Source organism: Micromonospora sp. C97 (genome assembly GCF_018070385.1).
Lineage (GTDB): Bacteria > Actinomycetota > Actinomycetes > Mycobacteriales > Micromonosporaceae > Micromonospora > Micromonospora parva.
This window is the reverse complement of sequence record NZ_JAGPXU010000021.1, coordinates 24,072-37,862: the sequence shown is the minus strand read 5'-3', so window position 1 is coordinate 37,862 and position 13,791 is coordinate 24,072. Positions and strand designations below refer to the sequence as shown.

Sequence of the window (13,791 nt, the reverse complement as noted above, 5' to 3'; positions counted from 1 at the left end):
TAACGCTCGCGAGGGCTGCGGCGCTGGCGCGCAACGCGGGCTTCCCATTCGACGACGTGCACATTACATTGTCGACTATCCATGGGAGCGCTTCCACGGCCCATGGTCACACCGCCACCCCCGCTGTCGCCGGTGGCCGTGCCGCCCGTACGCCGTCCCGCGTCGGTGCGACCGCCGGCGGCGCCTCCGACAGGAGCCCGCCATGCGCCACCTGACCCGGCCGTTCAGCGGCCAGCCCGGCCGGTCACCGGCCGCCGACCAGCCCTGGCCACGGCGACTGCTGGCCATCGGCGTCGCGCTGCTCACCGGCGCGTCCCTCGCGGTGACCGCGCCGCCGTCCGCGCCCGCCTCGGCCGCGCCAGCGGCGACCTACAACTACGCCGAGGCGTTGCAGAAGTCGCTGCTCTTCTACGAGGCGCAGCAGTCCGGCCGGCTGCCCGACTGGAACCGGGTCTCCTGGCGCGGCGACAGCGCGCTCACCGACGGTGCCAGCGCGGGTGTCGACCTCACCGGCGGCTGGTACGACGCCGGCGACCACGTGAAGTTCGGCTTCCCGATGGCGTTCAGCGCCACCATGCTCGCCTGGGGTGCTGTCGAGTACCGCAGCGGCTACACCGCCTCCGGACAACTGCCGCACCTGCTCAACAACCTGCGCTTCGTCAACGACTACTTCATCAAGGCGCACCCCTCGGCTAACGTCCTCTACGGACAGGTCGGCAAGGGCGACGACGACCACAAGTGGTGGGGCCCGGCCGAGGTGATGCCGATGGCGCGGCCCGCGTACAAGATCGATGCGAGCTGTGGCGGCGCGGACCTGGCGGGGGAGACGGCGGCGGCGATGGCCGCCTCCTCGATGGTGTTCCGGCCCACCGACGCCGCGTACGCGGACAAGCTGCTCGGGCACGCCCGGCAGCTCTACACCTTCGCCGACACGGTGCGCAAGGCCTACCACGAGTGCATCACCGACGCCACGAGCTTCTACCGGTCCTGGAGCGGCTGGCAGGACGAGCTGGTCTGGGCCGCGATCTGGCTGCACCGGGCCACCGGCGAGGCCAGCTACCTGACCAAGGCCGAGAGCGAGTACGACAAGCTCGGCACCGAGAACCAGACCACCACCCGCTCCTACAAGTGGACCATCGCCTGGGACAACAAGCAGTTCGGGGCGTACGTGCTGCTGGCCAACCTGACCGGCAAGCAGAAGTACGTCGACGACGCCAACCGGTGGCTGGACTACTGGACCGTCGGGGTGAACGGGCAGCGGGTGCCGTACTCGCCGGGCGGGATGGCGGTGCTCGACTCCTGGGGCGCGCTGCGCTACGCCGCGAACACCTCGTTCGCCGCGCTGGTCTACAGCGACAAGACCACCGACACCACCCGTAAGGCGCGCTACCACGACTTCGCCGTCCGGCAGATCAACTACGCGCTCGGCGACAACCCGCGCAACTCCAGCTACGTCATCGGGTTCGGCGCCAACTCACCGAAGAACCCGCACCACCGCACCGCGCACGGCTCCTGGTGGGACAGCCAGACCGTGCCCGTCGAGACCCGGCACACCCTCTACGGCGCGCTGGTCGGCGGCCCGTCCTCGCCCAACGACGCGTACAGCGACAGCCGGTCGGACTACGTGATGAACGAGGTGGCCACCGACTACAACGCCGGCTTCACCTCCGCGCTGGTCCGGCTGACCTCCGAGTACGGCGGCACCCCGCTGGCGAACTTCCCGGTCGCCGAGACGCCGGACATCGACGAGCTGACGGTGGAGACCACTGTGGCGCAGGCCGAACCGCGGGCCACCGGGCTCAAGGTGATGGTCTACAACAAGTCCGCGTTCCCGGCCCGCGCGCTGACCGACGGGAAGTTCCGGTACTACTTCCGGCCCGACGGCACCGGCCCGGTGCAGGTGACCGCCGGTTACACCCAGGGCTGCCCGTCCCCGACCACCGCCAAGCAGTTCAGCGGGGACATCTGGTACGTCGAGGTGGACTGCACCGGGTACACCATCGCCCCGGCAGGTCAGTCGCAGCACCGGATGGAGGTCCAGTTCAAGGTGGGCGTGCCGGAGGGCGGCACCTGGGACCCGACCAACGACCCGTCGTACCAGGCCACCGCCGGGCCGAACCGGAAGGTGCCGCTCTACTCCGGCACCACCCGCGTCTGGGGCGAGGAGCCCGGCCCGGCCGTCCCGGACACCACCGCGCCGACCGTCCCCGGCACACCCGCCGCGTCCGCCGTCACGTCGAGCGGACTCACGCTGACCTGGGCGGCGTCCACCGACACGGGCGGCAGCGGCCTGGCCGGCTACGAGATCACCCAGTCGCAGACCGGCAGCGACGCGCTGGTGCTGCGGACCGCCACCACCAACACGCTCGCGGTGACCGGACTGCTGCCGGAGCGGACGTACCAGTTCACCGTGCGGGCCCTCGACGGCGCCGGCAACCGGTCGGCGTCGTCGGCTGCCATCAGCGTCACCACGCCGGCCGGACCGGCACCGGACACCACCGCACCGACCGCGCCCGGCACCCCCGTCGCCTCGACGGTCACCGCGACCGGACTCACACTGAGCTGGGCGGCGTCCACCGACAACGTGGGCGTCACCGGGTACCGGGTCTACCGCGAGGCCGGCACCACCGACGCGCTCGTCGGCTCACCCACCGGCACCACTGCCGCGGTGACCGGGCTGACCGCCTCGACCGCCTACCAGTTCTACGTGGTGGCAGTCGACGCGGCGGGCAACACCTCCGCGGCGTCCGCGCCGGTAGCGGTGACCACCGCGGCCCCGCCGGTCGGTGGCACCTGCTCGGTGGGGTACGCCACCACCGACTGGAGCACCGGCTTCACCGCCAACGTGTCGATCACCAACACCGGCACCACCGCGATCAACGGCTGGACCCTGCGGTTCAGCTTCGCCGGCGGGCAGACCGTCAGCCAGGGCTGGTCGGCGACGGTCAGCCAGACCGGCACGGCGGTCACCGCCACGAACCTGTCCTACAACGGCACGATCGCGCCGGGCGCGTCGGTGAGCTTCGGCTTCAACGGCAACCACAACGGCAGCAACCCGAAGCCGACCGCCTTCACCGTCAACAACACCACCTGCACCATCGCCTGACCCGCATCGCGAGATCGTGGGTGGTTGCCGTTCTCGCCGCGGAACGGCAACCGCCCACGATCCCCTTTTGTCGCCGAAAACCGGCCGCTGGCGGGACCAGCCGGTTGCCCGCCCGCACCGACCCGGTGATCTCGTCCGAGGGGTCGGGGATAACGCGCCGCGATTCAGGGCATCTTGGCGTGGTGGCGCAGTTGTTGACCGTCGGGCACGGCGCAGCCGACCGGGTGCGGCTGGGGGAGTTGCTGACCGGGGCCGGGGTGGCCCTGGTGGTGGACGTGCGGCGGTACCCCGCCAGCCGCACCAATCCGGACGTACGGCGGGAGGAGCTTGAGCGGTGGCTGCCCGAGTACGGGATCGACTACCGCTGGGAGCCGCGCCTCGGTGGACGCCGACACATCCCCGCCGGGGAGCCCGAGCCGGACAGTTGGTGGAAGGTCGCGGCGTTCCGGGCGTACGCCGCGCACACCCGCACGCCGGAGTTCGACGCGGCGCTGACCGGGGTGCTGGCGGACGCGGCCCAGCGGAGCACCGCGGTGATGTGCAGCGAGAGCCTGTGGTGGCGCTGCCACCGCCGGCTGATCGCCGACGTCGCGGTTCTCGGTCACGGAACGCCGGTGGCGCATCTGCTGCCGGACGGGCGGCTCAGCCCTCACCAGCCCGCCGAGGGCGCCCGCAGACTCCCCGACGGGCAGCTGTGCTGGGACGGTTGAGACTTCCACTCACTCCACGAGATCGTCGGCGAGCAGGTCCATCAACAGGCCGTCGTGCCAGCGGCCGTCCGCGCCGCGCTCGTAACGGCGCAGCACCCCCACCGGCCGAAAACCGACCTTCGCGTACGCCCGGATGGCGGCGCTGTTCGCCGCCGCCGGATCGATGGTGAAGCGGTGGTGGCCGTACTCGTCGATCAGGTGCCGGGCCAGGGTGCGGATGGCGTCACCGCCGAGGCCGGCACCGCGTACCGCCGGGTCGAGGAAGACGTCCAGGCTGGCGTGCCGGTAGTCCGGGTCCGACTCGGCGTACCACTGGATCGCGCCGATCACCCGGCCGTCGTGCTCGATCGCATACACGTGCAGGTCGTCGTCGGCGAGGTCGGCGCGCACCGAATCGGCCAGGTCGTCGCCGCCCCGCCACCACCGGCGTACCTCCGGGTCGGCCCGGATCGCCGTGAGGGCTGGCACGTCCGCGGCCGTCGCCGGTCGTAGGGTCACCGCCCGCCCGCGCAGCACCGGCTCAGCCCCGGATCTCGCCGTGCTCGACGCAGACCGCCGACCAGCCCACCGGCAGCACCTGCACCTTCATCCGACGTCGGCAGTGCTGGCAGAACCGGGGCGGCTCCAACTGGCGGGCCGACGCGCAGCCCGGGTGGGCGGTGGCCGTCGCCGCCTCACCGCACCGGTCGCACCACAGCTCGGTGGTCGTCATGGTCGTCACAGCGTGGCGGAGAGAGCCTTGACCGGCATCTTCAGCTCGTTGAGCAGCTCCAGGTCGGCAGTGGCCGGTCGACCCAGCGTGGTCAGGTAGTTGCCGACGATCACCGCGTTGATGCCGCCGAGCAGACCGTCGCGGGTGCCGAGGTCGCCGAGGGTGATCTCACGACCACCGGCGTACCGCAGGATGGTGCGCGGCATGGCCAACCGGAACGCGGCGATGGCCCGCAGCGCGTCCTTGCCCTCGACCACCGGGCGGTCACCCAGCGGGGTGCCGGGGCGCGGGTTGAGGAAGTTGAGCGGCACCTCGTGCGGGTCCAACTCGGCGAGCTGCGCGGCGAACTCAGCCCGCTGCTCGACGGTCTCGCCGAGGCCGAGGATGCCGCCGCAGCACACCTCCATGCCGGAGTCGCGAACCATCCGCAGCGTCTCCCAGCGCTCCTCCCACGAGTGGGTGGTGACCACGTTGGGGAAGTACGACCGGCAGGTCTCCAGGTTGTGGTTGTACCGGTGCACACCCATGTCGACCAGGTCGTCGACCTGCTCCTTGGTGAGCATGCCCAGCGACGCGGCGACCTGGATGTCGACCGCCGCCTTGATGGCGGCGACACCCTCGCGCATCTGCTTCATGAGCCGGGCGTCCGGACCACGGACAGCGGCGACGATGCAGAACTCGGTAGCCCCGGTCGCGGCGGTCTGCTTCGCCGCCTCGACCAGCGACGGAATGTCCAGCCAGACCGAGCGCACCGGTGAGGTGAACAGGCCTGACTGCGAGCAGAAGTGGCAGTCTTCCGGGCAGCCGCCGGTCTTGAGCGAAACGATTCCCTCGACCTCGACCTCCGGGCCGCACCAGCGCATCCGCACCTCGTGGGCGAGCTGGAGGGCGGCGGGCAGGTGCTCGTCGGGCAGGTTCAACACGGCGAGGACGCCGGCCTGATCGAGGCCGACACCGTCACCCAGGACCTGGGTCCGGGCCTGGTCGAGGATCTCTGGCATGGCTCGTACCCTACTAGGCCTGTGCCAAAGCCCTCGGTCGCTGCCGGGGCCCGTCGCAGGCCTCGGCTCTCCGATCAGCCGGAATGACCTGGCAGCCCGGTCGGCACCGCACACCGAGTGGAATCGCCGGGCCGGTGGCGGCGGGTGGTAATTTCGCCCGGCGGGTGTCGGGCTGACCGGCAGGCAAGCGGGGGAGGGTGACGGTGGCGGACTGGCTCGCGGCGCTCGACCGCCGCGCCGAGCTGCGGGCGAAGGCCGGGCTCACCCGGCGGCTGCGCCCGCGTCCGGCCGACGACCAGATGACCGATCTGGCCGGCAACGACTATCTCGGCCTGGCCACCCACCCGGAGGTCACCGCCGCGGCCACGGCGGCACTCTCGGCGTACGGGCTGGGGGCGACCGGGTCGCGCCTGGTGCGGGGCTCCACCGACGCGCACCGGGCGCTGGAGGAGGACCTGGCCCGCTGGCTGGGCACCGACAGCGCCCTGGTCTTCTCCTCCGGCTACCTGGCCAACCTCGGTGCGCTGCGGGCGCTCGTCCAACCTCGGACGCTGCTCGTCTCCGACGCGCACAACCACGCGTCGCTGATCGACGGTTGCCGGCTCTCCGGCGCCGAGACGGTGGTCACCCCGCACGCTGACGTGGACGCGGTCGCCGCCGCGCTCGCGTCCGCTCCCGGTCGTCCGGCGGTGGTGGTGACCGAGTCGATCTTCTCGGTCGACGGGGACCTCGCCCCACTGGCTCGGCTGCACTCCGTGGCCCGCCGGCACGGCGCGTTGCTGCTGGTCGACGACGCGCACGCGCTCGGCCTCACTGGGCCGGCCGGAGCGGGCGCGGTCGCGGCCAGCGGGCTGGCCGGCGAGCCGGACGTGGTGGTCACCGCCACCCTGTCCAAGGCGCTCGGTGGCGCGGGTGGTGTCGTCGCCGGCCCGGCCGAGTTCGTCCGGCACCTGATCGAGACCGGGCGCACGTTCATCTTCGACACGGCACTGCCGCCGGCGGTCGCCGCCGGTGTGCACGCCGCGTTGCGGCTCGCCCAGGCCGGTGACGACCTGCGCGCCGAGTTGTCCGACCGGGTGGCGCTGGCGGTCGGTCGCCTGCGGGCGGCCGGGCTGACCGTCTCCGCCCCGGACGCGGCGGTGATCTCGGTGACCGCCCCCGGGCCGGAGGCGGCGACCGACTGGGCCGCTGACTGCCGGGACCGGGGCGTCGCGGTGGGTTGTTTCCGGCCGCCGTCCACCCCGGACAGCCGTTCCCGCCTACGCCTCACGGTCAGCGCGGGGGTGCCGCGCGCGGCGTTCGAGCGGGCGCTGGACGTCATTGTGGACAGTGCACCGTGAGCGCGAGGAGTGAGCCGGGTTTGCGAGCCCCGCAGTCGCGAACAGGGGTGGTCCGGTGAGCGCGAGGAGTGAGCCGGGTTTGCGAGCCCCGCAGTCGCGAACAGGGGTGGTCCGGTGAGCGCGAGGAGTGAGCCGGGTTTGCGAGCCCCGCAGTCGCGAACTGAGGTGTCGCCGTGAGCGGGTGGGCGGGGCCGGTTCTGGTGACCGGGACGGACACCGAGGTCGGCAAGACGGTGGTGACCGCGGCGATCGCGGCCGCCGCGCAGGCGGCCGGGTTGCGGGTGGCGGTGATCAAACCGGGTCAGACCGGTACGGCCGGTGGTGAGCCCGGTGACGTGGACTCGGTCAACCGGTTGGCTGCGCCGTTGACCGGTCGGACGTTGGCGAGTTATCCGGATCCGCTGGCACCGTTGGCTGCCGCGCGGGTTGCCGACCTGCCGCCGCTGGAGTTGTACACGGCGGTGGACGCGGTGCGTGCGGAGGCGGACAAGCACGACCTGGTGTTGGTCGAGGGCGCGGGTGGGTTGCTGGTGCCGATGGGGCTGCGGCCGTCGGGTGAGCCGTGGACGATGGCGGACCTGGCGGTGTCGCTCGGCGCGCCGGCGGTGGTGGTCGCCCGCGCCGGGTTGGGCACGCTCAACCACACCGCGTTGACGCTGGAGGCGCTGGACCGTCGGGCGGTGCCGGCCGGCGTGGTGATCGGTGCCTGGCCGACCAGGCCGGAGCTGGTGCACTGGACGAATCTCACCGACATGGTGCCGAACCTGCTCGGCGCGCTGCCCGACGGCGCGGGGGCGATGGATCCGGGTGTGTTCCGGCGGTCCGCGCCGGGTTGGCTCACCCCGGCCCTGCACGGCGTGCTCGACGACTGGCGGGTCTGGGCCGAGGAGAGCAGCTGAACACCTGACCGTCGGTGTCCGGGCGGGCCGGGGCTCCGCCCCGGTTGCCGGCCGTGGTCGGCCCGCAACCGGGGATGCCGGACGTCAGAGCGCAGAGGGCTCCGGACGTCGGAGCGCGGCGGCAGTGGTCACGCGGCGGACAGGAACCGGTTGACCTCGCCGGCGAACTCGTGCGGGTACTGGAAGAGGAACCCGTGGTTGGCGTCCGGGTAGATGATCAGCTCGGCGTTCGGCAGGTGCCCGGCGAGCAGGTACGAGTTGGCGGTGGGCACCAGGATGTCGTGGTTGCCGTTCGCCACCAGGGTGGGCTGCTGGATCGCGGCCAGCCGGTCGAGCAGGGCGGCGCTGGGGATGCCCCAGTCGGCGATGGCCTCGGCCTGCGCGTCCCGTACGGCGAGTGTCGTGGGGGCGTCGCGGTCCTCCTGGCGGGTGAAGATGCGCCCGACGTACTCCATGCCCTTGGCCCGGCTCTCCTCGGTCGGGGCGAAGAAGAGGTAGAGCAGGTCCTCGGCGTCCTGTGCCTCCCGGTAGGCGTGTCCGCGGGTCTCTTCGGACCAGGCGTGGAAGCCACGTCCACCCTGCGGCCCGGTGCCGGCGAGGATGAGCCGACGTACCAGGTAGGGGCGCTGCAGGACGACGCTCTGTGCGACGAATCCGCCCAGTGAGAAGCCGAACAGGTCGACGGTGGTCAACGCGAGCGCGTCGATGAACGCGATGGCGTCCCGGGCGAACTCCCGTACGGTCGTGGGCACCTGCCCGGTCGATCCGCCGACCCCGCTGGCGTCGAAGAGGATGACCTCGCGCTCGGCGGCGATGTCGTCCACCAGTGCCGGGTCCCAGATGTCGATGTTGCCCCGGAAGCACTGCAGGAAGACCACCGGCGTGCCGCCTGCCCTGCCGAATCGCCGGTATGTGTAGGTCGTCCCGCTGTCGGCCTGCACGGTCTGGTTGGGCGCGGTGAGCATTGACATGGTCCTTCTCCCGTTCGGATCTGATCCAGCTGAGGTCGGTGGTCGCCGGGTTCGGCGCTTTCCGGGGCGCTCGCCATCCGGCGGACTCCGACCGGTTCTTTAGATGACGGACATAATCTATCACCGCCAGTAAGATTGGCTACGTAATCTAAATCTCAGCTGTGCGGGCGATGCGGCAGGTGACCAGCGCAGGCGGCCATCGAGGGGTGGCACGCAGGGGGTGTGCGAAGCGGCGGGGGCGCGCGGCAACCGAGCCTCGGGGCGGTGGTCGCCGGCCGGGCTCTGGATCGAGCGGGGTTGAGCTACCGCGTGAGGGCGTCGCGGACGACGTCGAGGATCTCGTCCGACAGTGGTGTCCCACTCGTCGCCCGGGCCAGGGTGAGTGCCCCGACCATCGACGTCAGATCGACGATCGCCCGGCGTCGGGCCTCCTCGCCCTCCGTGTCCTGGTACTCGGCAACCTGGCCGAGAATGGACTCCAGCCCGGCCACGTACGCCTTCCGCAGCGGGCCTTCGGCCGGCCCTCGGGCGGCGTCCGAGGCCAGCGCCGTGATGGAGCACCCGTCGCCCGGCGAGTCGCGGTGGGTGGCGGCGAGGTACTGGGCGAGGAGTTCGGCGCGGGCCTCCGTCCGGTCCGGGAACTCGCCGAGGAGCTTGTCCAGCAAGCTCTGGATCTCGTGGTGCGCGGTCCCGGTGGCGATGCCCACCAGCTCTTCCTTGGAGCTGAAGTGCTTGTAGAAGCCGCCGTGGGTGAGCCCTGCCGCCGCCATGAGGTCCTGCACGCTCACCCCGGCCGCGCCGCGCTCCCGCAGCAGCCGGGACGTCGCGGCCACCACCTCTTCGCGATGCTTCGCCGCGTCGGCACGTGACGATCTACCCATCGAGCGTCTCCTTCCGTGCTGTCCGTCGGGCGAACCCGCACCGTTTAGATTAGCTCGCTCATCCAAAGGTGGGTCGACGACTGGCAGGTCACGGCCGGGGAGAGCTGCCGAACACCTGACTTTCGTCGGTGTCCGGGCCTGGTGCGCGTGGGTAGCCTGGCCGCCGTGCGGATCCTCCACTCCGCGCCGCCGGGTTGGCCGCACCGGCGGCGTCGCCTGCTGCTGGACGTGCTGCTCTGGGCGGTGGTGGCCGCCCCGGTCGGCTACGCCGGGATCAGCCCGCCCTATTCGCGGTACGCGTTGCCGCTGCTGGTCGGCAACCTGCTGGTGCTCACCGCGGCGGTGGTGGCGAGTCGACGTCAGCCGTTGGTCTCCCTGGTGCTGGTGGTGCTCGGGTCGTTGGTCGACGGCAACTTCCTGTTCGCCATTCCGGTCTTCAGCTATCTCGCGGGGCGGCGCAGCGCCACCGCCGGTCCGTCGATCATGGTCTTCGTACTGATCACGGCCGGTGGCACGGTGCTCAACCTGGGACTGCTCGGTGCCGGCGCGGCCACCTGGTTCCTGCTCGCCTCGGTGCTGCTCTTCGCCGCCGTGTTCCCCTGGCTGGTGGGCCGGTACCGCCGCCAGCAGCAGGAGCTCGCGGAGGCGGGTCGCCGGCACGTCGACGCGCTGACCCGCGAGCAGCGCGGTGCCGCCGAGCGGATCCGGCTGCGGGAACGGGCTCGGATCGCCGGGGAGATGCACGACTCGCTCGGTCACGACCTCAGCCTGATCGCGTTGCGCGCCGCCGCCCTGGAGGTCGCCGCCGACCTGGACGACAAGCACCGGACCGCGGCGAGCGAGTTGCGGGCCAGCGTCTCCGCGGCCACCGAGCGACTGCACGAGATCATCGGCGTGCTCCGCGAGGAGGGTGGCGCGTCGCTGCGTCCGAGTGGGGAGACCGTCGCCGACCTGGTCGAGGGTGCCCGGGAGGCCGGCATGGCGGTACGGCTGGACGCCGCCCCGGCGGTGGCGCAGCTGCCGGCGATGACCGGTCACGCGGCGCACCGGATCGTCCGTGAGGCGCTGACCAACGCGGCCCGGTACGCGCCCGGCGCGCCGGTCGACGTACGCCTCACCCGCGACGGTGACCGGGTCGAGGTGACAGTGGTCAACGACGCCCCGGCGGCCGGCCCGCTGCCCGCCCCGCCGTCGCAGGGCAGTGGGCTGCTCGCCCTCGCCGAGCGGGTCCGTCTAGCCGGCGGAACGCTTGCGGCCGGCCACCGGGCCGAGGGTGGTTTCGCGGTACGGGCGGTGCTGCCGGCCACCGCGCCGACGCCGGAGGCGATCGGGTCGGCCGTGGAGGTCGGGCCGACGGCGTCCTCCGACGAGCGACAGGGTCCGGCGGAGGGGCCGGTGGACGCCGAGCGGCGGCTGCACGACGCCCGGCGGCGGGTCCGGCGCAGTCTGCTGGTGGCGCTCGTCGCACCGGTCGGTTTCGCCCTGGTGCTCTCGCTCGTCTACTACCCGGTGGCGACCGCCGGCACGGTGCTGGACCGGGCCACCTTCGACCAGCTGCGCGTCGGCGCACAGCGGTCGGAGCTGGTCGGGCTGCCCCGGCGGCAGTTGGAACGCCCCGCCGCCGCCGCCGACCGGGCCGGCTGCGAGTACTACACCGACGGCAACTTCCCCCTCGCGGAGCCCACCTGGCGACTCTGCTTCACCGATGACCGGCTGGTCAGCAAGGAGTGGATCGCGTAGTGGACACCGACACGACGGGGGCGCCGCCGATCCGGGTCGTGCTGGCCGACGACGAGGCGATGATCCGGGCCGGTGTCCGGGCCATCCTCGCGAGTGACCCCGGCATCGAGGTGGTCGCCGAGGCCGGCGACGGGCACGCGGCGGTGGAGCTGGTCCGGGCCCACCGGCCCCGGGTCGCGCTGCTGGACATCCGGATGCCGCGACTGGACGGGTTGGCCGCCGCCGCCGAGATCCGCCGGGTCGTGCCGGACACGTCGACGATCATGCTGACCACGTTCGGCGAGGACGACCACGTGGCACGGGCGCTCGGGCACGGTGCCAGCGGGTTCCTGCTCAAGGCCGGCGACCCGCGTGAGCTGATCGCCGGTGTGCACGCCGTCGCCGACGGCGGGGCGTACCTGTCGCCGGCCGTGGCCCGCCGGGTGATCGAGCTGGGGGCCGGTCGGTTGGCCCGCCGGCCGGCGGCCCGGGACCGTACGGCCGGGCTGACCGAGCGGGAACGGGAGGTGCTGGCCCTGGTCGGGGCGGGCCTGTCCAACGCCGAGATCGCCCGCCGGCTGCACCTCGTGGAGGGCACCGTGAAGAGCTACCTGACCAGCATCTTCACCCGACTGGACGTGCGCAACCGGGTGCAGGCGGCGATCCTCGCGTACGAAGCGGGGTTGGTCGACGGCTGAGCGGGGGCCGGTCGGCCCCCGCTCAGCGCGCGGGTCTCAGGCGTCGCGGCGGCGCAGCGCGGCCCGGCCCAGCAGCAGCGCGGCGCCGGCCCACCCGGCGAGCACGAGCAGCCCGACCACCGGTGGGTACGGCTCGGTGTCGCCGGCCAGGAAGTGCCCGCCGGCCACGCCGGGGAACACGTCGGCGATCCGGTTCAGCACGTCGATGTCCGGCTCCTGCAGCGACAGCGGCACGATCATCAGGGTGGCGAGGAGCACGGTGAGGGTGAGCACCGCGCTGCGCAGCGCCGCGCCGAGGCCCAGGGCGAGGACGCCGACGAGCGCCAGGTAGGCCGCCACCGCCACGATGTCGCCGATCGTGTCGGCGGCCGGGGCGCTGCCCCACTCGCCGAGCACCGGCCGGGCGACCAGCGCGCCGACGCCGCCGAGCAGCAGCCCGAGCGCGAAGGTGACGGCGCCGGCGACAGCGGCCTTGGCCAGCAGTACCCGACCGCGGGACGGGGTGCACTGCAACGTCGTCCGGATGGTGCCACTGGTGAACTCCGCGGTGATCGCGAGCAGACCCAGCGCCAGCACCACGTACTGGGTCAGCTCGACCGAGTCGATCAGCACGCTGCCGACGGTGACGATCCCCCGGTCGTCGGTCGGGTCGTCGTTGGTGTTGTCGTTCGCGGCGTAGATGGCCAGTTGCCCGGCGCTGGCCGCCATCACCAGCAGCCCGGCCAGCGCGGTCCACCAGGTGCTTCGGACGGAGGAGAGCTTGGTCCACTCGGACGCCACGACGCCGTGTCGGCTGAGGGTGCTCATCGCGCCGCACCTCCGGCGTACTCGATGCTGTCGGCGGTCAGCTCCATGAACGCCTGCTCCAGCGACGCGGCCTGCGCGCTCAGCTCGTGCAGGCGTACGCCCAGCTCGTGGGCCAGGTCCCCGACCTGGTCCGCGGTGACGCCGGTGACGGTCAGCTCGTTGCGGTCGGCCGCCTCGACATCCGCCCCGGCGGCGCTGAGGCGCGCGGCGAGGGCGGCCAGCCCGTCCGGGTGCGGGCTGCGCACCCGGACCGCAACGGTGCCGCGGGCGATCACGTCGCCGATCGGCGCGTCGGCGAGCAGCCGTCCCCGGCCGATCACCACGAGTTGGTCGGCGGTGAGCTGCATCTCGCTCATCAGGTGGCTGGAGACGAAGACGGTGCGCCCCTCGTCGGCGAGTGACCGCATCAGGTGCCGCACCCAGCGCACCCCGTCCGGGTCGAGGCCGTTCACCGGCTCGTCGAACATCAGCACCGGCGGGTCGCCGAGCAGCGCGCCGGCGATGCCGAGCCGTTGGCCCATGCCGAGGGAGAGTGTCCGCCCCGGCTTGCCGGCGGCCCGTCCGTCCAGCCCGACGGTGTCCAACACCTCGTCGACCCGGCGGATCGGGATGCCGTTGCTGTGCGCCATGGCCCGCAGGTGCGCCCGGCCGGACCGGGCCGGGTGGATGGCCCGGGCGTCGAGCAGCGCGCCCACCTCGTGCAGCGGCCGGCGCAACTCGCGGTACGAGCGCCCGCCGACCAGGGCCTGCCCGGCGGTGGGACGGTCCAGCCCGAGGACCATCCGCATGGTGGTGGACTTGCCGGCGCCGTTGGGGCCGAGGAAGCCGGTGACCCGGCCGGGTGCGATGTCGACGGTCAGCGCGTCGACAGCGACCGTCGACCCGAACCGTTTCGTCAACCCACGTAATGTGATCATGCGCTGACGCTAGGCGAGCGGGCTGTCGCC

Annotated in this window: 13 protein-coding genes; 6 read left to right on the top strand and 7 right to left on the bottom strand. The window is 72.6% G+C overall.

The window, feature by feature from the left end:
* The first annotated feature begins 202 nt into the window (after positions 1-202).
* On the top strand, positions 203-3,106 hold the full coding sequence (locus KBX26_RS23465) for a glycoside hydrolase family 9 protein (protein WP_210861378.1): 2,904 nt from the start codon (positions 203-205) through the stop codon (positions 3,104-3,106).
* A 182-nt stretch (positions 3,107-3,288) separates the two neighbouring features.
* Positions 3,289-3,816 (top strand): DUF488 family protein, encoded by a 528-nt coding sequence (locus KBX26_RS23460; protein ID WP_030336138.1) that lies wholly within the window; start codon positions 3,289-3,291, stop codon positions 3,814-3,816.
* Between the two features lie 9 nt (positions 3,817-3,825).
* Here the strand turns inward: KBX26_RS23460 and KBX26_RS23455 are convergent, their stop codons facing one another.
* From KBX26_RS23455 to bioB, 3 genes are read right to left on the bottom strand one after another with little or no spacing between them, the layout of a single operon-like run.
* On the bottom strand, positions 3,826-4,332 hold the full coding sequence (locus tag KBX26_RS23455; RefSeq protein ID WP_030336137.1) for a GNAT family N-acetyltransferase: 507 nt from the start codon (positions 4,330-4,332) through the stop codon (positions 3,826-3,828).
* A 4-nt stretch (positions 4,333-4,336) separates the two neighbouring features.
* A complete protein-coding gene (locus tag KBX26_RS23450; protein WP_030336135.1) occupies positions 4,337-4,528 on the bottom strand; it encodes a hypothetical protein in 192 nt (63 codons plus the stop codon).
* Between the two features lie 5 nt (positions 4,529-4,533).
* Positions 4,534-5,529: a biotin synthase BioB gene (bioB, locus tag KBX26_RS23445; RefSeq protein ID WP_030336132.1), complete on the bottom strand. Its 996-nt coding sequence runs from the start codon at positions 5,527-5,529 to the stop codon at positions 4,534-4,536.
* A gap of 203 nt (positions 5,530-5,732) precedes the next feature.
* Between bioB and KBX26_RS23440 the strand changes: the two genes are divergently transcribed.
* A complete protein-coding gene (locus KBX26_RS23440) occupies positions 5,733-6,869 on the top strand; it encodes an 8-amino-7-oxononanoate synthase (RefSeq protein ID WP_210866436.1) in 1,137 nt (378 codons plus the stop codon).
* Positions 6,870-7,042: 173 nt separating this feature from the next.
* Positions 7,043-7,768 (top strand): dethiobiotin synthase, encoded by a 726-nt coding sequence (gene bioD, locus KBX26_RS23435; RefSeq protein WP_030336129.1) that lies wholly within the window; start codon positions 7,043-7,045, stop codon positions 7,766-7,768.
* Positions 7,769-7,896: 128 nt separating this feature from the next.
* On the opposite strand, the gene KBX26_RS23430 is transcribed toward bioD, so the two are convergent.
* On the bottom strand, positions 7,897-8,739 hold the full coding sequence (locus KBX26_RS23430; RefSeq protein WP_030336127.1) for an alpha/beta fold hydrolase: 843 nt from the start codon (positions 8,737-8,739) through the stop codon (positions 7,897-7,899).
* Between the two features lie 302 nt (positions 8,740-9,041).
* Complete coding sequence (locus KBX26_RS23425; protein ID WP_210866435.1) at positions 9,042-9,620, bottom strand: TetR/AcrR family transcriptional regulator; 579 nt, start codon at positions 9,618-9,620, stop codon at positions 9,042-9,044.
* A gap of 165 nt (positions 9,621-9,785) precedes the next feature.
* Here KBX26_RS23425 and KBX26_RS23420 point away from each other — a divergent pair, with 165 nt between their 5' ends.
* A complete protein-coding gene (locus KBX26_RS23420; RefSeq protein WP_307857890.1) occupies positions 9,786-11,360 on the top strand; it encodes a histidine kinase in 1,575 nt (524 codons plus the stop codon).
* 59 nt (positions 11,361-11,419) lie between these two features.
* A complete protein-coding gene (locus KBX26_RS23415; RefSeq protein WP_030336123.1) occupies positions 11,420-12,037 on the top strand; it encodes a response regulator transcription factor in 618 nt (205 codons plus the stop codon).
* A gap of 36 nt (positions 12,038-12,073) precedes the next feature.
* Here the strand turns inward: KBX26_RS23415 and KBX26_RS23410 are convergent, their stop codons facing one another.
* Together KBX26_RS23410 and KBX26_RS23405 are read right to left on the bottom strand one after the other, a co-directional pair.
* The gene (locus tag KBX26_RS23410) at positions 12,074-12,844 is read right to left on the bottom strand and encodes an ABC transporter permease subunit (RefSeq protein ID WP_210866434.1); all 771 of its coding nucleotides are present in this window, start codon (positions 12,842-12,844) and stop codon (positions 12,074-12,076) included.
* The gene (locus tag KBX26_RS23405) at positions 12,841-13,761 is read right to left on the bottom strand and encodes an ABC transporter ATP-binding protein (RefSeq protein ID WP_210866433.1); all 921 of its coding nucleotides are present in this window, start codon (positions 13,759-13,761) and stop codon (positions 12,841-12,843) included. Before KBX26_RS23405 ends, KBX26_RS23410 begins: the two co-directional genes overlap by 4 nt.
* Between the last annotated feature and the right edge of the window lie 30 nt (positions 13,762-13,791).

Bases quoted from the DNA above. Each gene is read 5' to 3' on its own strand.
- KBX26_RS23430 (WP_030336127.1), bottom strand. From the start codon at position 8,739: ATGTCAATGCTCACCGCGCCCAACCAGACCGTGCAGGCCGACAGCGGG.
- KBX26_RS23425 (WP_210866435.1), bottom strand. From the start codon at position 9,620: ATGGGTAGATCGTCACGTGCCGACGCGGCGAAGCATCGCGAAGAGGTG.
- KBX26_RS23410 (WP_210866434.1), bottom strand. From the start codon at position 12,844: ATGAGCACCCTCAGCCGACACGGCGTCGTGGCGTCCGAGTGGACCAAG.
- KBX26_RS23465 (WP_210861378.1), top strand. From the start codon at position 203: ATGCGCCACCTGACCCGGCCGTTCAGCGGCCAGCCCGGCCGGTCACCG.
- KBX26_RS23405 (WP_210866433.1), bottom strand. From the start codon at position 13,761: ATGATCACATTACGTGGGTTGACGAAACGGTTCGGGTCGACGGTCGCT.
- bioB (WP_030336132.1), bottom strand. From the start codon at position 5,529: ATGCCAGAGATCCTCGACCAGGCCCGGACCCAGGTCCTGGGTGACGGT.
- KBX26_RS23450 (WP_030336135.1), bottom strand. From the start codon at position 4,528: ATGACGACCACCGAGCTGTGGTGCGACCGGTGCGGTGAGGCGGCGACG.
- KBX26_RS23415 (WP_030336123.1), top strand. From the start codon at position 11,420: ATGATCCGGGCCGGTGTCCGGGCCATCCTCGCGAGTGACCCCGGCATC.